Genomic DNA, 19238 nt, shown 5'->3' with positions numbered 1-19238 from the left:
ATTCTGTTCAAGACCATGGGTAACTACGTGACGAAAGACGAACTGCGCGCCGAACTCGAGCGCCAGGCGCAGCGTTACAAGGATGTATACGGCGGAGAAGTGATTACCTACGCCGCTCAACCGGACCCCGAGCGCAAGCCGTGGCGCAAGAAGGCTAACCTTCTCGACCAAGCGTTTGAAAAAGAACTGGTAAAAATCGAAAAAGAGCTCCAATCCAAGGCCGACGAAGCAGCTGGCTGACGCCCCGCCGCATCAGTCAGATAGCGTGGCCATCCCTAACTGGATGGCCACGCCTTCAGCGCCGCTTACCGCCCATCAGCGACCCCAACAAACCACGTACCAACTGCCGACCAATCTGATTGGCCGCCTGGCGCATAGCGGTTTTCATCACTTGACTGGCCAAACCGCCCAGCAGCTCGCCCGCAGCACCGGCCATACCGCCTCCGACCTCGCTCTTGTTCGCTGAACTCGGTTTATTGGACTCTGCCTGCTGCGCAGCTTGCTCTGCACGCGCCGTCAGCAACTCATAGGCGGACTCACGATCGATTGGCTTGTCATAACGTCCCCGCAATGCGGACTGCTGGATCAACGCTGCTCGCTCGCTTTCACTCAACGGACCGATACGCGACTGCGGCGGCGCCACAGCAACACGCTGAACCATGGCCGGCGTGCCTTTAGCTTCCAGCGTACCAACCAGGGCCTCACCGATACCCAGTTCAGTAAGCACCTTCAGCGTGTCGATGGTCGGATTCGGACGGAAGCCATCGGCCACTGCGCGCAGCGATTTCTGTTCTTTCGCGGTAAACGCACGCAAGCCATGTTGAATACGCAGGCCAAGTTGCGCCAGCACATCATCTGGCAAATCGCCTGGCGATTGGGTGACGAAATACACCCCGACGCCTTTTGAACGGATCAGTCGCACCACCTGTTCCAAGCGCTCCTGCAAGGCTTTTGGGGTATCGGCAAACAATAGGTGCGCTTCATCGAAAAACAGTGCCAAAAGCGGTTTATCGGCATCCCCGCGCTCCGGTAGCTGTTCAAATAACTCAGCCAACAGCCAGAGCAGGAAGGTCGCGTAGACCTTCGGCGCCTCATGCACCAGGCGGCTAGCGTCGAGCAGGTGAATACGCCCGCGGCCATCGCGGTCTGGATGCAGAATGTCTTCCAGCTGCAGTGCCGGCTCACCAAAGAGTGCCTCGGCGCCCTGCTGTTCCAAACCGGCTAACTTGCGCAATAAGGCTTGCGATGAGGTGGCCGTAAACAAGGCGCTGTCATCCCCCAACACCTCGGGGTGATTTTTCAAGTGTGCCAGCAGCGCTTTGAGGTCTTTAAGATCAAGCAGCAACAACCCTTCACGATCCGCAACCTTAAACGCGGAATAGAGTGCAGCCTGCTGGCTGTCGGTCAGTTCCAGCAGCGCGCCGAGCAACAAAGGCCCCATTTCGCTCAGCGTGGTGCGCAGTGGATGGCCGCTCTTGCCATGCACATCCCACAGGGTTACCGGGTAGGCCATCGGCTGATGGTTAAGCCAGGGCATGCTGGCAATGCGCTCAGCCACTTTGCCTTGCGGTGCGCCAGCCGCCCCCAGACCGCAGAGATCCCCCTTTACATCGGCGGCAAACACCGCGACGCCAGCATCGCTGAAGGTTTCGATCAAGCGTTGCAGTGTCACGGTTTTACCGGTGCCCGTCGCGCCAGCAATCAGTCCGTGACGGTTTGCCAGACGCAACGCCTGCCCCACCGGCAGCCCCTCAAGATCGGCCCCCACAACAAACTGATCGGTTTGCACCATCTTGTTATCTCCATGGTTAAAGCTTTACTGCAATTAGGCCGACATAGTTAGCGTGCCCTGCAATAGCCACTGCCTAACATCAGCCCAAGACTGATGCCAGAACTCACCGGACGCAAGACGCCATGACCAACAACCTGAAGTTCAGCCACAAGATTCTGCTCGCCGCCTCGCTGGTGGTGATCGCCGCATTCTCGCTGTTCACGCTTTACAACGATTACCTGCAACGCAACGCGATCCGTGATGATTTGGAAAGCTACCTAAAGGAGATGGGGAATGTCACCGCCAGTAATATTTCCAACTGGCTGTCGGGGCGCATTCTGCTGGTGGAAAACGTTGCTCAATCGGTCGCCCGCGACTCTTCCGGCGATGCTCTGACCGGACTGTTGGAGCAGAAGGTACTGGCCTCCACTTTCGCCTTCACCTACCTGGGCAGCGCTGATGGCAGCTTCACCATGCGTCCGGACGAGGACATGCCGGATGGCTACGATCCGCGTCAACGCCCTTGGTACAAGGATGCGATGGCAGCAGGCGGCACTACCCTCACCGAACCCTACGTCGACGCCGCCACCAGCGAACTGATCATCACCATCGCCACGCCCGCCAAAGCGGCAGGAGTTGTTGGCGGCGACCTGAGCCTCAACACCTTAGTCGACATCATCAACTCGCTGGACTTTGCCGGCATGGGTTATGCCTTTCTGATCAGCGCGGATGGCAAGATTCTCGTGCACCCGGACAAGTCCCTGGTGATGAAGAACATCAGTGAGGTCTACCCGCAAGACACCCCGCGCATCAGCGGCGAATTCAGTGAAGCGGAACTCAATGGCGAGACGCGCATTCTCACCTTCGCTCCAGTCAAGGGGCTGCCCTCGGTTAACTGGCATGTCGGCCTGTCCATTGACAAGGCCAAGGCCTACTCAATGCTCAGCGAATTCCGCGCCTCGGCGATCGTTGCCACCGTCATCGCGGTGGTGCTGATCATGTTGCTGCTGAGCATGTTGATCAGCGTGCTGATGCAACCGTTGAATGTCATGGGTAAAGCCATGGAAGACATCGCCCAAGGCGAGGGTGACCTGACCAGACGCCTGAGCATTCAATCCAACGACGAATTTGGCCGCCTGGCCAGTGCCTTCAACCAGTTTGTTGAGCGTATCCACAGTTCAATCCGCGAGGTGTCATCCGCCACCAGCCAGGTCAATGAAGTGGCAAAACTGGTGGTCGGCGCTTCTAACTCGTCGATGATCAACTCCGACGAGCAGGCCAGCCGAACCAACAGTGTTGCCGCTGCGATTAATGAGCTGGGCGCCGCCGCGCAGGAAATTGCGCGTAACGCTGCCGATGCATCGAACCAAGCCTCCGATGCACGCCACCTGGCTGAAGACGGCCGCCAAGTGGTGGAACAAACCATCAAAGCGATGAACGAACTGTCCGGCAAAATCAGCGCATCTTGCGGCAATATCGAAACCCTCAACAGCAAGACGGTGAACATCGGGCAGATACTTGAGGTGATCAAAAGCATCTCCCAGCAAACCAACCTGCTGGCGCTCAACGCTGCTATCGAGGCAGCGCGCGCTGGTGAAGCAGGCCGTGGTTTCGCAGTGGTCGCCGATGAAGTACGCAACCTGGCCCACCGCACCCAGGAATCGGCACAGGAAATCGAGAAGATGATCGAAGAGCTGCAAATCGGCTCCCGCGAATCGGTCACCACCATGACTGAAAGCCAACGCTACAGCGAAGAAAGCGTGGAGATCGCTAACCAAGCCGGCGCCCGCCTAAGCAGCGTCACCGAACGCATCGGTGAAATTGATGGCATGAACCAGTCGGTGGCCACCGCAACCGAGGAGCAGACCTCGGTGATCGAATCGCTTAACGTCGACATCACCGAAATCAACACCCTCAACCAAGAAGGTGTGGAAAACCTCAACGCCACCTTGCGTGCCTGCGGCGATCTGGAGCAACAGGCCAGCCGTCTGAAGCAACTGGTCGACAGCTTCCGCATTTAACCCATGCGGAAAACAAACGGGGCACTCAGTGAGCGCCCCGTTTTTATTTCTGCTTTTCGTGGTTCGTTGGCGACTGTTCGTCTTGCTGCAACTGCCGCCATAACTCGGCGGCATCGGCAAATTCGCTACCGTCCTCGGGACTTAAAGCCTCAGGGTCATAGCGCTGCGTACAACCCTCACCAAGCACCGGTGGTGCGTTGGATGTGCCACGCGCAAATGGATCAGTCATAACACCTCCAATGTACGCTACCAGCCCTCAACTCAGCGCCACACGGCCTTCGTCATGCTGGGCAAACTCTTTGACCGCACGCAGCACATCACTGCGGCTGACCTGACCAATCAAACGGCCGTCTTCGACCACTGGCAGGCGTCGGCGCCGGCCACGCAGAAAGCGCTCGGAGATTTCGATGATATCCGCCTCCGGCGAAATCACTTCCACCTCGGTGGTCATGTAGGCGCTGACATCACCACCCGCTGACTCGTAGTAGGCGCCAGAAAGGATGCCGCGCAAGCAATCGCCCTCCGACAACAACCCCACCAGATGCCCTTGTCCGTCAACCACCGGCGCGCCAGAGATTCGGTGCTCAAGCAAGCGGTTAATCGCGGTGAACAGGTTCATTTCAGGCCGGAAAGTCACCAGATTGCGGGTCATGTAATCTCGCACTTTGATTGACTTGAGCATCAGTAATACCCTCTATCTGCGCTGAACCGAACCCTACTGACACCTCAGTCGAACACCACTGTTTTATTGTCGTGCACCAGCACTCGGTCTTCTAAGTGATAGCGTAGACCACGTGACAGCACCATCTTCTCGACATCTTTACCCAGACGCACCATCTCTTCGATGCTATCGCGGTGGCTGACGCGCACCACGTCCTGCTCAATGATCGGCCCGGCGTCCAGCTCCTCGGTTACATAGTGAGAGGTCGCACCAATCAGTTTGACCCCTCGTAGCGAGGCCTGGTGATATGGCTTAGCCCCAACAAACGACGGCAGAAAGCTGTGATGGATATTGATGACGCGCTGGGAGAACTCGGCGCAAAGTGGCGCAGGCAAAATCTGCATATAGCGCGCCAGCACAATTACGTCGGCGGCATGGGCTTTTACCAACCGCGCCACCTCATCAAATGCCGGTTGTTTATCCTGCGAATTAACTGGCACATGGAAATACGGAATGTCATGCCACTCCACCATGCTGCGCAGGTCATCGTGGTTAGAAATGACGCATGGAATATCGCAATCTAATTCGTCGCTATGCCAGCGGTGCAGCAAATCGGCCAGGCAGTGCGATTCGCGACTGGCCATCAGCACAACACGTTTCTTAACCGCCGAATCGGTAACCCGCCACTCCATGGAAAACTCACGGGCAATCGGCGCAAAAGCCTGGCGAAAACCGTCCAGATCAAATGGCAGCGAGTCAGCGCGAATCTCGTGGCGCATAAAAAACCAGCCACTCTGATTATCCGAATGATGACTGGCTTCGGTAATCCAGCCGTTATAGGTGGCCAGAAAGTTACTCACCTTAGCCACAATTCCAACCCGATCAGGACAGGCAATGACCAATCGAAAAGTACGCATCAACGGCTCCGGGGCTCAAATAAAGTCGGCCATTCTAGTCTCAACATGGAAAAACTGCAGTACTCAGACAGCACATGCCAGAGCATGCAACAGGACAGGACAGTTGTCGCTGGCGAAATAGTGCAGTACTTCAGCCCAAACAGTTAATAACTCGCTATATACAACAGGCCAAGCGGCCACCCAGTTACTTAACAATACAATTCATAAAAAATACCTATAAAGCGGTTTACTTGTTAAAAGTGCCTGACTACTATTGCTATCACTTAATCGCCAATCCCGAATACAGGTACCCATCATGTCGTTGATCAACGAATACCGCGCCACCGAAGAAGCAATCAAAGAACTGCAAGATCGCCTGAAAAATCTGTCGCAAGACGACAAACTGAAGAAAGAGCTGGAATTCGAAGGAAAACTGCGCGCACTGATGGGTGAATACCAGAAATCGCTGCGCGACATCATTGCCATGCTCGACCCAGAAGCCAAAGGCAGCAAAATCACCCGCGCAGCCAAAACAACTGGCACCAAACGCGCCCGTAAAGTTAAGCAGTACAGAAACCCGAACACCGGCGAAGTGATCGAAACCAAAGGCGGCAACCACAAGACGCTGAAAGAGTGGAAAGCCAAGTGGGGCGGTGACGTCGTTGAAGGCTGGGCAACCCTGCTGGGCTAAGCCTGCCGCTTAAGCGCCAAAAGCTTCACGCAAAAACGCCAGCAATGCTGGCGTTTTTTATGGGCATTGTTTCAGTCACGCCTACAGCATTTAACCCTATCAACTACAGGGCATAACGCTGGCGTAACTGTTCTGCATGATCGCGCCACGCCAACAAAATAGCTTGTTGTGCCGAATCACTCTCTGGAAGAACGTCCGCAAGTGCTTGGTTGAACTGTTCAAGCGTATTCGGGGCACCGTATTCGGGCTGGGTCAGACGTTGCTGACAGAATGTTCGCCAACGTTGTTGCTCCTCAACACTCAACGTCGCGGTAAAGTTTCGCGCGCGGTATCGAAATAACAGCTCCGGCAAACGCCCATCATCAAATGGCCAAACCGCATCGGCCAAACGTTGCGGTTCGGCACGCCTTACCTGCTCACACAGTCGGCGATCGCGATCGCCAATAAAGCCCTCATATAACTGCTGCTCAGGGTCTTGATTGGCTGCGAACTGCTCTTCGGCATACACCTGCACCAGTTTTTCCTGCCACTGCCCAGGACTACTGCGTAATTGTTCGGCTTGTGCCTGATAGGCCGACACATCGAGCTGCAGACGCTGAATATCCTCGGCGCGCAATACATTCATCGGAGCAACAACGGGACAACGGTTGAGATGCAGCAACTTCAGCGGTACCGGCAACTCGCCGTCGGCCAATTGATCGCGACGGGTGTACAGGCGCGTACGTAATGTTTCAGCTGACTCATTGAGCAGCGGCGAGATATCGGCCTGCAGATCACAAACAATCAACGCATTGCGATTACGCGGATGCCAAGCCAACGGCAAGACCACCGCCAGGTAATGCCGCGCACCGGCATAACGCCCGGAGATATGCACCAACGGCTGCAACAGGCGTATTTGATCCTGCACCCGCTGTTTACTGCGCAGTTGATACAGGTAGTCATAGAGTTTGCGCTGCTTGTTGCGCAGCAAACGCGCCAGGGCGATGGTTGCTCGCACATCGGACAGCGCGTCGTGGGCCTGACCATGCTCAATGCCGTTGGCAGCAGTCAGACGCTCCAGTTTGAGCGTCACCCGCCCCTCTTCTTCCGGCCAGACGATGCCTTCCGGGCGCAATGCGTAGGCCGTACGCACCAAGTCGATCAGATCCCAGCGGCTATTGCCGCCCTGCCACTCACGAGCGTAGGGATCGAAGAAGTTGCGATATAGGCTGTAACGCGTCACCTCATCATCGAAACGCAGGCTGTTGTAGCCCACCCCGCAGGTGCCAGGCTGCGACAACTCGGCATGCACACGGCTCATAAATTCGGCTTCATCCAGGCCATGCTGCGCCAGTTTGCTCGGGGTAATTCCGGTCACCAGGCAAGCTGCCGGATGCGGCAGGATGTCGTCGCTGGGCTGGCAGTAGATGTTCAGCGGCTCAGCAATTTCATTGAGGTCTTCATCGGTGCGAATCCCCGCGACCTGCAGCGGCCGGTCGCGCCTTGGGTCAATACCGGTGGTTTCGTAGTCGTACCAAAAGAGGCTGGGGGTCACAGTTATGTCCTGATGCTGAGGCGCAGGCAGTCTACCACCCCGCCAGCATCACGCAGACAAGCGCAGAACCTTGCGCCAGCGCACGCCGCACGTGGGGTCTGTGCCTTGTAGGGCACCCTGGCGAAGACTAAAGTGGGAAGCCCGATTAACCACTCTGAACAAGGACGCCCCATGAGTGAGATCAACCCCAGCAATCCCTACGCAGCACCTGCCAGCGCGCTGCAGGAAGCACCACGCGACAGCCAGGTACCCAGCATCGAAGAAGCCCTGAGCCGTGGCTACGACTTCACCATCAGTGACCTGCTCAGCGAAGCCTGGCAACGGGTAAAAGGCACAAAGGGCATCATCATAGGTGGTTTTCTGGTGTTCTACGCCGTGCTGCTGACTGCATCCTTCCTGATTGGCGGGTTCTTCGGCCTGCTGGGCGTGGTCAGCGACAGCCCAATGCTCGCGGTCGTGGCCGAACTGGTCATCGGCATTCTGGCTTCGGCCCTGGCTTATCCCTTTATGGCGGGGATCAATATGATCGGTATCCGTCGCGCCGCCGACCAACCGATCAGCTTCAATGACATTTTCAGTCACTTCGGCCGCACCGTGCCGCTAGTGATCACCGCGATTATCAGCATGCTGCTGATCTACCTCGGCATGTTCCTGTTGATCATTCCCGGCCTGTACCTGGCCATCGCTTATATGCTGGCCATTCCGCTGGTGGTGGAGCGCGGCCTGACGCCGTGGCAAGCCCTGGAAGCCTCGCGCAAGGCGATTACCCAGCACTGGTTCAAGGTCTTTGGTCTGTTTCTGCTGCTGGGCCTGATCACGCTTATCAGCGCTATTCCGCTCGGTATTGGTCTGGTCTGGACCATTCCGCTGTTTGTCATCGCCATGGGCGTGCTCTATCGCACCATCTTCGGTGTATTACCTGCGCCGCAATAATCCTCACTAAATAACCCGCTGCGCCGGTTCAGATCACTGAGCCGGTTGCTTCCCTGCCTGCTGCTGGCTAGCATCGGGCTTTCCTCGACGCAGTCTGCCGATGCCGCCCACACCAACCCCTGCTTCAGTCGCCGCTCGCCCGCTGCTGGATACCCGCTTTAAGGTGGAAACACCGGAAGGCATTGACCTGACCCTGCGCCCAGCCGGGGTAGTGCCGCGCGCGTTGGCATTTAGCATTGACCTGCTGATTCGCGGTGCGCTGCTCGGCGCATTGTTTGCCGTGCTGGCGTTGCTCGGCCAGTTCGGCATAGGCCTGGGCACCATCCTGCTGTTTCTGGTGACCTGGTGGTACATGGTGCTGTTTGAAGTACTCAACCAGGGCCGCTCGCCCGGCAAGCAGATGATGGGCCTGCGGGTGATCCATGATGACGGCACGCCAATTGGCTGGGCCGCCTCGCTCACGCGTAATCTGCTGCGTTTCGTCGATATCCTGCCGTTTGGCTACACCCTGGGCATTCTCAGCTGCCTTAATCACCCAGCGTTCAAGCGCCTCGGCGATATCGCTGCCGGTACCCTGGTGGTGTATCGAGATAACGCCCCGGCAGCGCCAGAGCTACCGCAAGCCGAGCCCATCCGTGCACCGTTCAGCATGAGCCTGAATGAGCAACGCGCCCTGCTCAGCTTTGCCGAGCGAGCGCAGAGTCTATCCAGTGCACGTCGTCAGGAGCTGGCAAGCATTCTTGCCGAGCCCTTGCAGGTACCTGCTGAGCTGGCCGAACAGCAGATCCACGGAATTGCCCGTGGCTTGTTGGGGCCGACATGAAACAGAGCCTGTTTGAACAGCAGCACCAAGCCGAGTGGCAAGCCTTTAATGCGCAGCTTGAAGCCCTTGAGCGCGGCAAGGCCGATAGCCAGCAATGCAAGGCCTTTGCCGCCAACTACCGCAGCCTGTGCCAGCACCTAGCTCTGGCCCAGAGCCGGGGCTATAGCAGCCACCTGATCGAGAAATTGCAGCTGCTGGCCATGCGCGGCCATCAGCAGTTTTATCGACATCGCAGCCCACTGGGGGCGCAACTGCTCGGGTTTATCCTGGCTGGATTTCCACGCCTGGTGCGCGCCGAGTGGCGTTTTGTCGTGGCCGCCAGCCTGCTGTTCTTCGGCAGCCTGCTGCTGATGGGCACTTTGGTGTATCACTTCCCCAATTTAGTCTACGGGGTGATGGCGCCTGACCAGGTCGGCGAGATGGAAAAGATGTACGACCCCGACGCCAGGCGCATCGGCCGCTTCAGCGAACGCGACTCCGGCGATGACTGGATGATGTTCGGCTACTACATCATGAACAATATCGGCATCGCCTTTCAGACCTTTGCCAGCGGCTTGCTGTTTGGCCTGGGCAGCTTGTTCTTCCTGCTGTTCAACGGCCTGATGATCGGCGCAGTGGCCGGCCATCTGACGCAAATCGGCTACGGTGAAACCTTCTGGTCGTTCGTCATCGGCCACGGTTCTTTCGAACTCACCGCCATTGCCCTGGCCGGCGCTGCCGGCCTGAAGCTCGGCTGGGCGCTGCTGGTTCCCGGCCGCCTGCCACGCGGCGAGGCGCTGCGCGTAGCCGCCGGCAGCAGCGTGCGGCTGGTCGGCGGGGTGATCGTATTTCTGCTGCTGGCGGCGTTTATCGAGGCCTACTGGTCATCCATGGACCTGGCCAGCCCCGCGATCAAATATGCAGTCGGCGCTGGTCTTTGGCTGCTGGTGCTGGCTTATCTCCTCCTGGCTGGCCGAGGTGCACATGCGCCTGACTGATGCCAGCGTCGCCATCCGCCCCCGGAGCGCCTGGGAAGCCGTCGACCTCGGCGTGTTGCTGGCCAAACAGCAGGCCGGCCTGTTGATGCTCAGCTGGGCCTTGGTCACCGTGCCGATTTTCGCTCTGCTGTGCCTGATGCTGTGGGATTACCCAAGCATCGCCGTACTGATTTTCTGGTGGCTGAAACCGGCTTTCGAACGCCTGCCACTGTACATCCTCTCGCATGCCCTGTTCGGCGCCACACCGAGCCTCAAGCAGGCGCTAAAAGCCCTGCCCGGTCTGCTCAAACCGCAACTGCTGGCCAGTTTGACTTGGCGCCGGCTAAGCCCCACACGCAGCTTCGACCTGCCGGTGATGCAGCTGGAAGGCCTGTCCGGCAAGGCGCGCAGCCAACGCCTGATTGTCCTCGGCCAGCGCGATGCCGGCGGCGCCAGCTGGCTCACCATCGTCGGCGTGCACCTGGAGATGGCGCTGTGGTTCGGCATCATCAGCTTCGTCTACATGCTGCTGCCGGCGCAGATGGAGCTGGATTGGACCTGGGACAGCCTGATCAATGCGGCGTCTGGCGAGTGGCTGTGGCTGGAGCATCTGTCCAACCTGACCTACGTCCTGCTGCTGATTCTCTGGGAGCCGATCTACGTCGCCTGCGGCTTCACTCTCTACCTGAATCGTCGCACCGCCCTGGAAGCCTGGGACATCGAGCTGGTCTTCCGCCAACTACGCCAGCGCCTGACGGGCGTGGCCTACGCCCTGCTGCTGGGCTGCGGCCTGCTGTTGATGCAGGTGCCGGGCAGTGCCATGGCCGCCGATACCGCAACTGCCAGCAGCTGTCCGCTGCCGGTTGAAGATCCCATCGGGCCAGAAGCCGACCGCCTGCTCAAGCAGCCGCTAACCAGCGCCGACGCGCAAAAAAGCATCGGCCAGCTGCTCGATCAGCCGCCCTTCGAACACCGCGAAACCGTCACCCGCTGGCGCCTCGGCGAAGAGCCCAAGGAGCCGAGCGAGGAAGACGCCAAGGCCCTGATCGAACTGCTGGAAAAATTCTTCAAACTTACCGAGTTCTGGAAAAGCGTCGATGCAGTGGCGCTGTTCTTCGAGGTGCTGCTGTGGGCCGCGCTGTTCAGCCTGATCGCCTGGCTGCTGTGGCGCTACCGCGATTGGCTGAGCGCATTTGCCGGTCGCCTGCGTTTACCACAAGCCCGCACCTATCAGCCACCTGAGCAGCTATTTGGCCTGGAAGTGGCGCCACAAAGCCTGCCCGCGGATATCCCCGGTGAAGTCGAAAAACTCTGGGATGAACAGCCACGCGCCGCCCTCGGTTTGCTGTACCGCGCCCTGCTCAGCCGCATGCTGCACGAACAGCGCCTGCCGCTGAAAAGCTCGCACACCGAAGCCGAAGTGCTGCAACTGGTACAGGCGCTGCAGCAAAAAGACCTCAGCCACTTCAGCCAGGCCCTGACCCGCCACTGGCAGAACCTCGCCTACGGCCATCGACTGCCGCCCGCGGCACTCAAACAGGGCCTGTGCAATGCCTGGCGACGCCTGTTCGAACAAGGGGCGCAGGCATGAACCGGCGTCTCCAGTTCCTCCTCGGTGCCGGATTACTGCTGGTGCTCGGCCTGCTCGGCATCTACTTACTGGGCAAACTCACGCCCTATGAGGAGACCCTCGAGCACGGCCCCGCACCCGAGGCCCGGGCCAACCCTTATCTCGCCGCCGAGCATTTCCTGCGCAAACAGGGCCTGCAGGTACAACGCGCCGATGGCCTGGAGGTCATGAAGGACCTGCCGAGCGCCGGGCAAACCCTACTGCTGCTCGGCGACCGCAACCGCATGACGCCCAAGCAGGCCGAACGCCTGCTGGCCTGGACGGCCAAGGGCGGCCACCTGCTGTTTGTCGCCGAGCGGCTGTGGGATGAAGAAGAAGGCAAAAGCGGCGACCTGCTGCTCGACAACCTGGGCATACAGCAATACGAAAGTGAAGAACTTGACGAGGACGCCAGCGAAGCAGCGGAAGAAGACGCCTCGACTGAGGACACGGCCGACGCTGAGCCGCAGGCTGAAGCGGAAGCTGCGGCAGATGCAGCCACAGGTTCAGACAATGCCTACCCAGAACTGACCCAGCTGTATCTGGAAAACGAAGAGGCGCCGGCCTACTTCAACTTCGACACCGACTTTCACCTCTACGACTCCGAGAACCGTGCCCACGCTTGGGCCAACAGCGACGCCGCCACCCACCTGCTGCAGCTCTACCATGGCGATGGCCTGATCAGCGTGGTCAGCGACAGCTGGATCTGGCAAAACCAGGGCATCGGCGAATACGACAACGCCTGGTTGCTCTGGTACATGACCCAAGACAGCCAGGTCACCCTGCTCTACCGCGCCGACCGCGATGACCTGTTCAGCCTGCTGCTTGAGCACTTCCCCCAGGCATTGGTTGCACTCGTGCTGTTGCTGGCATTCGGCCTATGGCATCTGGGCATGCGCCAAGGCCCGCTGCTGTTGCCCGCCAGCCGCAATCGCCGCCAACTGCAGGAACACCTGCGCGGTAGCGCTGACTTCCTGCTGCGCCACAACGGTCAGCACAGCCTGCTGCAAGGCTTGCAACAAGACATCCAGCGCCGCGCGCGGCATCGTCACCCCGGTTTCGAACGCCTCGCGGTGGCCGAGCAGTGGCAGGTGCTGAGCCGCCTGACCCGCCAGCCTTCTAGCGTTATCAGCCAAGCCATGCGGCCGTTGCCCAAGCAGCGCCTGGCCGCCGCCGACTTCACCCGCCAGGTCGCCAACCTGCAAAACCTCAGGAATGCCCTATGACGAGCGAACACACACCCGAACAGCCAGACAGCGAGATCGAGTCAGCCCCTGTCGCCGCTGAAACCGTCGAAGCTGCGGCCACCGAAACGCCTGCACCGGCCCCAGCACCAGCTGCCCCGGTAGCTGCAGCGGTGAATCCGAATGCGCAGCGCCAGCGCGCCAGCCAGTTGGCTCAGGCACTGCGTGGTGAACTGCAGAAAGCCCTGATCGGCCAGACGGCGGTGATTGATGACGTGCTCAGCGCCCTGATCGCCGGCGGCCATGTGCTGGTCGAAGGCGTTCCCGGCCTCGGCAAGACCCTGCTGGTGCGTGCCCTGGCGCGCTGCTTTGGCGGCGAGTTCGCGCGCATCCAGTTCACCCCGGACCTGATGCCCAGTGACGTCACCGGCCACGCTGTGTACGACCTGCAGAGCGAGCAGTTCAAGCTGCGCAAGGGCCCGGTGTTCACCAACCTGCTGCTGGCGGACGAGATCAACCGCGCCCCGGCCAAGACCCAGGCGGCGTTGCTGGAAGTCATGCAGGAACGTCAGGTAACCCTGGAAGGCCGCGCGCTGAATGTGCCGTTGCCGTTTATGGTGCTGGCCACGCAGAACCCGATTGAGCAGGAAGGCACCTACCCGCTGCCGGAAGCCGAGCTCGACCGCTTTATGCTCAAGCTGCGCATGGATTACCCCGAGCAGAGCGAAGAGCTGAACATGGTTCGGCAGGTGGCGCGCTCAAGCAAAGCCGACATGCTCGAAGTCACCCCGCTGCGCACCCTGCTGCAGGCCCGCGATGTACTGGCGTTGCAGAAGATAGCCAGCGACCTGCCGATTGATGAGCAGGTGCTCGACTACGCCGTGCGCATCGCCCGCGCCACCCGCACCTGGCCTGGCCTGGCCATCGGCGCCGGGCCGCGCGCCTCAATCGCCCTGGTACGTTGCGGCCGCGCCCGTGCGCTGCTGCGCGGTGGCGACTTCGTGCTGCCGGATGACATCAAGGGCTGCGCCCTGGCCGTACTGCGCCACCGCGTGCGGCTGTCGCCAGAGCTGGATATCGAAGGCCTGTCGGTGGATCAAGTGCTGCAACAGCTGCTCGACCAGGTTCCGGCACCGCGCCTATGACTCGCACTTGGCAAAAGCCCGCATTGAAAGGCACTCTCGCATGAAACCCTCACGCGCGCTGCTGGCGCTGCTCGCAGGTCTGTTCGTGCTCGGCATTGCCCTGGGTATCTGCAGCGCCCTGGGCGTTGCCGTGCCGCGCAGCTTCACCCCGATTTACTGGGGCCTGCTGCTGGTGCTGCTCGGCCTGACGCTGATCGACGCTCTGCTGCTGCGCCAAGTGCCTTCGCCGCGCATCGAACGCCAGCTGGCCGGTAACCTGCCGCTGGGGCGCTGGAGCGAAGTGCGGCTGAATCTGCACCACAGTTCCCCCCGTGCGCTGCAGGTGGAAGTGTTCGACCATCTGACCGGCGATATGGCCTTCGAGCACCTGCCGCTTAAGGTCGACCTGCACCCCGGCGAGCAAACTCAGGTCAGTTACCGCGTGCGCCCGCTGCTGCGTGGGCATTTCCATTTCCCGCAGTGCGAAGTCAGCCTGCCCAGCTCCATGGGCCTGTGGCGCGCCCGGCGTTATCTGCCCGTGGCTGGTGAAACCCGCGTCTACCCAGATTTCGCCCGGCTTTACGGCGCGCAACTGATGGCGGTGGATGACTGGCTCAGCCAGCTGGGCGTACGCCAACAGCAACGGCGCGGCCTGGGGCAGGAATTTCACCAGCTGCGCGAGTTTCGCGACGGCGACACCCTGCGGCAGATCGACTGGAAAGCCACCGCGCGCAAACGGACACCGATTGCCCGCGAGTATCAGGACGAGCGCGACCAGCAGATCGTCTTCCTGCTCGACTGCGGCCGACGCATGCGCAGCCAGGACGGCGAGCTGTCGCACTTCGATCACGCCCTCAACGCTTGCCTGCTGCTGAGCTACGTGGCGCTGCGCCAAGGCGATGCGGTCGGCCTGTCGACCTTTGCTGGCGAGCAGAACCGCTTCCTCGCCCCAGTCAAAGGCCAGGCGCAGTTGAATGTGCTACTCAATGCCCTGTACGACCTGCGCAGCACCCAACAACCGGCAGACTTCACCGCCGCTGTGGAAAACCTGCTCAGCCGCCAGCGCCGTCGCGCCTTGGTGGTACTGGTGACCAACCTGCGAGATGAGGATGATCAGGCCCTTCTCGGCGCGGTCAAACGCCTGAGCCGCCAACACCGCGTGCTGGTCGCCAGCCTGCGTGAGGAAGTGCTGGATACCCTGCGCCACACCCCGGTGCAGGACCTCTCCAGCGCTCTGGATTACTGCGGCACACTTGACTACCTGAATGCCCGCGCAGGCCTGCACGAACGCCTGATTGCCAACAAGGTGCCGGTGCTGGATGCGCGGCCGAGCGAACTGGGACCGCAGCTGGTGAGCAGTTATCTAGCCTGGAAAAAAACCGGCGTTCTCTAGCGCTGGCCACGCCAACGCCGACCTAGGTTAGCGTTGAGCGCCCCGCCCCAACCTACGGCTATAGCCACGTCACGTGCTGTTCCAACGGAAAGCGCAGACGCGGGTTGTACACGCCCTTCTCGTCCTGCTTGCCCACCGCCAGCAGCATGATCGGCAAGGCCTGGCGCGGGATGCTAAGAGTCTTGCGCAGGCGCACCTCATCGAAACCTTCCATTGGGCAGGTGGCATAGCCATGGCTCTGGAAGGCCAGCATCAGGTTCTGCGCCGCCAGCGCGGTGGATTTCACCGCCCAGATGCGCATCTGCGCCTGGCTGTTGGGCGCGCGCATCAACGGTTTGCGCCAGGCTGCCACCCGCAGCAGCTGACGTTTGAACAGCCCAAACAGACCGAATGGGCCCTGGTTGTACTGAAAGGGTGCGGTCTTGTTGTAGAAGCTGCGAATCCGCGCAGGTACTTCGGGCTCCGGCCAATAGTCGATGATGTTCTGGCAAGCCTGCTTCCAGGTGTCCGGCCGCGCCAGTACGGCAATAATCAGTGGAGCCTTGGCCGCATTCTGACTCATGCACACCGGGTGCAAACGGGCCAGCAACGCCGGATCGCGAATCACCTGGAAACTCCAGGGCTGCAGGTTGCAGGAGTTGGGCGCGAGCACCGCCAGTTCTAGGCAATCACGCACCACATCATCAGGCACCGCTTCGGCGGTAAAGCGGCGTACCGCGCGGCGACTTTCGATCAGCTCACGCAGTGCGGCGGGAGTCGCGGGAGAAATGGCGGTATCAGCGGGAAACAGGCTCATCAGGGGCATCCTCGGCAGGTTGCCCGATTAAGCCGCGATGCCCAGCCACGAACAAGCCGTATACCGGCTTAGTCCGCAGCCTTGGCGCAAATGGCCTTAACCGAGCGCCTTTTCGATCGCCTGGATCAGGCTCGGGTCATCTGGCGTGGTGCGCGGCGAGAAGCGCGCCAGCACACGGCCGTCGTGACCGACGAGGAACTTCTCGAAATTCCAGGTGATGTCACCTGGGAACTCGGCGCCCTCGCCTGCCAGCAGGCGATACAGCGGATGGCGGTCCGGCCCATTCACCTCAAGCTTGCTGCCCAACGGGAAGGTCACGCCGTAGTTGAGGCTGCAAAACGCGCGAATGGCGTCCTCGCTGTCGGGCTCCTGCTCGGCAAACTGATTGCACGGCAACCCGAGCACGCTGAAGCCCTGTCCTTTGTATTGCTGATAGAGCTTTTCCAGACCCGCGTACTGCGGTGTCAGCCCACATTTGGAAGCCACATTGACCACCAACACCACCTGCCCCTTGAAGGGTGCCAGCGGCAGCTCTTGGCCATCCAGTGCACGCAGGTTGAGGTCGTGAAAGGCACTCATGGTCTAACTCCTTGAGAACACAAAGATTACGTGTAGCGGACAAAAAATGGCCGGGAGCCATTTTAAACGTCGCACCGCGACGGCCCGCAGGGTGAGCCGCCAAGGATGGTGGCTCATAAAAAAGGCGCCTATCTGAAGGCGCCTTTCTTCTGTTGCAGCTTAGCAGTCAAGCCAACGGTTGATACGACCATAAGTCGACTCGTGGCGACCACATAAGGCTAAACCATCAATGATGGTGACCGCCTTCGCCATGGATATGGCCATGCGCAACTTCTTCTTCGCTGGCATCACGCACGCTGACAACCTTGACCTTGAAGTGCAGGCGCTGGCCAGCCAGTGGGTGGTTGCCGTCAACGATCACGTCGTCGCCTTCCAGCTCACGGATAGTAACGATCTGCATGCCACCGTCCGGACCGGAAGCATGAAACTGCATACCGACTTCCAGCTCATCCACACCTTCAAACATCGAGCGATTAAGGGTGGCTACCAGCTCGGCGCTGTATTCGCCGTAAGCGTCTTCCGGCTCAACGGCCACGTCCAGCTCATCGCCAGCTTGCTTGCCCAGCAGGGCTTTTTCCAGGCCGCCGATGATGTTGCCGGCACCGTGCAGATAAGCCAGCGGCGCGCCGCCTGCGGAACTGTCGATCACCTCACCGGCATCGTTAGTCAGGGTATAGTCGATGGAGACGGCCTTATTGGCGGCGATCAGCATGGGGCGAGACCTTTTGCTTGGAAATAAAGAGCGGGCAAGTTTACCCAAGGGCACGCGCGAAAGCGAACCGGACACAGACGGACGGCCACGCGCGGCCTCAGTGCGCGTGCTTGATTTTCGTCAGGATGAGCACGGCCATTGGGTGGCAGTATTGTCCTGCGGCCATACTCAGCACCTGCGCCACCAGCCGCCCTGGCAGAATCGCGCGTGGGTGCTGGATGCTCATCAACGCCAGGCGCACGTGGGAGAACTGTTCCTCTGCGGCTGGTGCGCGGCTGAAAACAGCGCAAGCGAGGCGACGACAGAACGCCTGAACCACGATTTGAACAAGGAGCGGTAAATGCCCGCACGCAATATTCTGGTGATCAACTGCGGCAGCTCATCGATCAAGTTTGCCCTGATCAACGAAGACCAAGATGCCTTTATTCTCAGTGGTCTGGCCGAACGCCTGGGCAGCCCGGATGCACAAGTCCACTGGCAACAAGGCGACAACAAAGACAGCCTGATTCTACCCCATGCCGATCACAGTGCCGCCCTCGCCCAGGTATTGCCCCTGGTGCAGGCCGCCGCTGGCGGCCAACTGCACGGAATCGGCCACCGCGTGGTGCATGGCGGCGAGCATTTCACGGCGGCCTGTCGATTGGATGCGCTGAGCCTTGCGGCGATTCGCGCTACCGCGCCGCTGGCACCACTGCATAACCCGGCCAACCTGCTGGGCATCGAAGCGGCGATCAAGCTGTTCCCCGACCTGACTCAGGTGGCGGTGTTCGACACGGCCTTTCACCAGACTCTGCCCGAACACGCCTATCGCTATGCCCTGCCCGAGCACCTGTACCGCGAACACGGCGTACGCCGCTATGGCTTCCACGGCACCAGCCACCGTTTTGTCAGCCAGCGCGCCGCAGAAATGGCCGGGCTGCCGGTCAATGCCAGCAGCTGGCTGGTGGCACACCTGGGCAATGGCTGCTCGACCTGCGCCATCGTCGATGGGCAAAGCCGCGACACCAGCATGGGCCTGACGCCGCTGGAGGGCGTAGTGATGGGCACCCGCAGCGGCGATGTCGACCCCAACCTGCACAGCCACCTGGCGCGCACCCTGGGCTGGAGCCTGGAGCAGATCGAAGCCATGCTCAATAAAGACAGTGGCCTCCAGGGCCTGTCTGGTTTATCCAACGATATGCGCACTCTGGAGCAAGCCCGTGAGCAGGGCCATGCCGGCGCCACCCTGGCCATTGAGGTGTTCTGCTACCGCCTGGCCAAATCCCTGGCGGCCATGAGTTGCGCGTTGCCACAACTCGACGGCCTGGTCTTTACCGGCGGCATCGGCGAGAACTCGGCGCTGATCCGCAGCAGGACAATCACGCACCTGAAATTGCTCAACCTGGCCCTCGACGAACCGGCCAACGCCCGCACCGTGCGCGGTGCGGCCGGGCCGATCCAGGCCGACGGCCACCCGCGCGTGCTGGTCGTACCGACCAATGAAGAACGACAGATTGCCCTCGACACCCTGGCGCTACTTGAAGCCTGATCGTCACCTGACCACTACGGAGCGCGA

The 19238-nt window shown here is 60.3% G+C and carries 20 protein-coding genes; 12 read left to right on the top strand and 8 right to left on the bottom strand.

Features of this window, described 5'->3' with window-relative positions; genetic code table 11:
* Window positions 1-27: 27 nt before the first annotated feature.
* Window positions 28-240 (top strand): hypothetical protein, encoded by a 213-nt coding sequence (locus tag CUR33_RS06625; protein ID WP_090251216.1) that lies wholly within the window; start codon window positions 28-30, stop codon window positions 238-240.
* Between the two features lie 55 nt (window positions 241-295).
* On the opposite strand, the gene CUR33_RS06620 is transcribed toward CUR33_RS06625, so the two are convergent.
* The gene (locus tag CUR33_RS06620) at window positions 296-1792 is read right to left on the bottom strand and encodes a helicase HerA-like domain-containing protein (RefSeq protein WP_289239063.1); all 1497 of its coding nucleotides are present in this window, start codon (window positions 1790-1792) and stop codon (window positions 296-298) included.
* A 122-nt stretch (window positions 1793-1914) separates the two neighbouring features.
* Here CUR33_RS06620 and CUR33_RS06615 point away from each other — a divergent pair, with 122 nt between their 5' ends.
* Window positions 1915-3792: a methyl-accepting chemotaxis protein gene (locus tag CUR33_RS06615; RefSeq protein WP_289239062.1), complete on the top strand. Its 1878-nt coding sequence runs from the start codon at window positions 1915-1917 to the stop codon at window positions 3790-3792.
* Window positions 3793-3835: 43 nt separating this feature from the next.
* Here CUR33_RS06615 and CUR33_RS06610 read toward each other — a convergent pair whose 3' ends face one another.
* Genes CUR33_RS06610 through purU form a run of 3 tightly spaced genes read right to left on the bottom strand, consistent with a single transcriptional unit; the run spans window position 3836 to window position 5370 of the window.
* Complete coding sequence (locus tag CUR33_RS06610) at window positions 3836-4021, bottom strand: hypothetical protein (RefSeq protein WP_289239061.1); 186 nt, start codon at window positions 4019-4021, stop codon at window positions 3836-3838.
* A gap of 27 nt (window positions 4022-4048) precedes the next feature.
* Window positions 4049-4474 (bottom strand): CBS domain-containing protein, encoded by a 426-nt coding sequence (locus CUR33_RS06605; RefSeq protein ID WP_167142336.1) that lies wholly within the window; start codon window positions 4472-4474, stop codon window positions 4049-4051.
* 44 nt (window positions 4475-4518) lie between these two features.
* A complete protein-coding gene (purU, locus tag CUR33_RS06600; RefSeq protein ID WP_090248938.1) occupies window positions 4519-5370 on the bottom strand; it encodes a formyltetrahydrofolate deformylase in 852 nt (283 codons plus the stop codon).
* A gap of 295 nt (window positions 5371-5665) precedes the next feature.
* On the opposite strand from purU, the gene mvaT reads away from it, so the two are divergent.
* A complete protein-coding gene (gene mvaT / locus CUR33_RS06595; protein ID WP_289239060.1) occupies window positions 5666-6040 on the top strand; it encodes a histone-like nucleoid-structuring protein MvaT in 375 nt (124 codons plus the stop codon).
* Between the two features lie 103 nt (window positions 6041-6143).
* On the opposite strand, the gene sbcB is transcribed toward mvaT, so the two are convergent.
* A complete protein-coding gene (gene sbcB, locus CUR33_RS06590; RefSeq protein ID WP_289239059.1) occupies window positions 6144-7574 on the bottom strand; it encodes an exodeoxyribonuclease I in 1431 nt (476 codons plus the stop codon).
* Between the two features lie 171 nt (window positions 7575-7745).
* On the opposite strand from sbcB, the gene CUR33_RS06585 reads away from it, so the two are divergent.
* The 7 genes from CUR33_RS06585 (at window position 7746) to CUR33_RS06555 (ending at window position 15596) form a co-directional block, all read left to right on the top strand.
* Window positions 7746-8507 (top strand): hypothetical protein, encoded by a 762-nt coding sequence (locus tag CUR33_RS06585; protein ID WP_167142342.1) that lies wholly within the window; start codon window positions 7746-7748, stop codon window positions 8505-8507.
* Window positions 8508-8607: 100 nt separating this feature from the next.
* A complete protein-coding gene (locus tag CUR33_RS06580; protein ID WP_289239058.1) occupies window positions 8608-9330 on the top strand; it encodes an RDD family protein in 723 nt (240 codons plus the stop codon).
* Entirely contained in the window at window positions 9327-10307 is a 981-nt protein-coding gene (locus CUR33_RS06575) for a stage II sporulation protein M (protein ID WP_289239057.1), read from the top strand. The genes CUR33_RS06580 and CUR33_RS06575 overlap by 4 nt, the downstream gene beginning before the upstream one ends.
* Window positions 10294-11877: a DUF4129 domain-containing protein gene (locus CUR33_RS06570; RefSeq protein ID WP_289239056.1), complete on the top strand. Its 1584-nt coding sequence runs from the start codon at window positions 10294-10296 to the stop codon at window positions 11875-11877. The genes CUR33_RS06575 and CUR33_RS06570 overlap by 14 nt, the downstream gene beginning before the upstream one ends.
* A complete protein-coding gene (locus tag CUR33_RS06565) occupies window positions 11874-13121 on the top strand; it encodes a DUF4350 domain-containing protein (RefSeq protein ID WP_289239055.1) in 1248 nt (415 codons plus the stop codon). The genes CUR33_RS06570 and CUR33_RS06565 overlap by 4 nt, the downstream gene beginning before the upstream one ends.
* Window positions 13118-14224, top strand: a complete 1107-nt coding sequence (locus CUR33_RS06560; protein WP_289239054.1) for an AAA family ATPase — start codon at window positions 13118-13120, stop codon at window positions 14222-14224. The genes CUR33_RS06565 and CUR33_RS06560 overlap by 4 nt, the downstream gene beginning before the upstream one ends.
* Before the next feature lie 40 nt (window positions 14225-14264).
* On the top strand, window positions 14265-15596 hold the full coding sequence (locus tag CUR33_RS06555) for a DUF58 domain-containing protein (protein ID WP_289239053.1): 1332 nt from the start codon (window positions 14265-14267) through the stop codon (window positions 15594-15596).
* A 58-nt stretch (window positions 15597-15654) separates the two neighbouring features.
* Here the strand turns inward: CUR33_RS06555 and CUR33_RS06550 are convergent, their stop codons facing one another.
* The 3 genes from CUR33_RS06550 to CUR33_RS06540 form a co-directional block, all read right to left on the bottom strand.
* Window positions 15655-16392, bottom strand: a complete 738-nt coding sequence (locus CUR33_RS06550; RefSeq protein WP_170048364.1) for a nitroreductase family protein — start codon at window positions 16390-16392, stop codon at window positions 15655-15657.
* 96 nt (window positions 16393-16488) lie between these two features.
* Window positions 16489-16971: a glutathione peroxidase gene (locus tag CUR33_RS06545; RefSeq protein ID WP_160085392.1), complete on the bottom strand. Its 483-nt coding sequence runs from the start codon at window positions 16969-16971 to the stop codon at window positions 16489-16491.
* Between the two features lie 226 nt (window positions 16972-17197).
* A complete protein-coding gene (locus CUR33_RS06540) occupies window positions 17198-17683 on the bottom strand; it encodes an FKBP-type peptidyl-prolyl cis-trans isomerase (protein WP_090248959.1) in 486 nt (161 codons plus the stop codon).
* Here CUR33_RS06540 and CUR33_RS06535 point away from each other — a divergent pair.
* Window positions 17652-18023, top strand: coding sequence for a DUF3565 domain-containing protein (locus CUR33_RS06535; RefSeq protein ID WP_289239052.1), 372 nt, complete (start codon window positions 17652-17654; stop codon window positions 18021-18023). The two genes, CUR33_RS06540 and CUR33_RS06535, sit on opposite strands and share 32 nt — an antisense overlap.
* Entirely contained in the window at window positions 18024-19211 is a 1188-nt protein-coding gene (locus CUR33_RS06530; protein WP_289239051.1) for an acetate kinase, read from the top strand.
* Window positions 19212-19238 lie beyond the last annotated feature (27 nt).

Source organism: Pseudomonas sp. FEMGT703P, assembly GCF_002786345.1.
Lineage (GTDB): Bacteria > Pseudomonadota > Gammaproteobacteria > Pseudomonadales > Pseudomonadaceae > Aquipseudomonas > Aquipseudomonas peli.
This window is presented reverse-complemented; position numbering and strand designations above follow the sequence as displayed.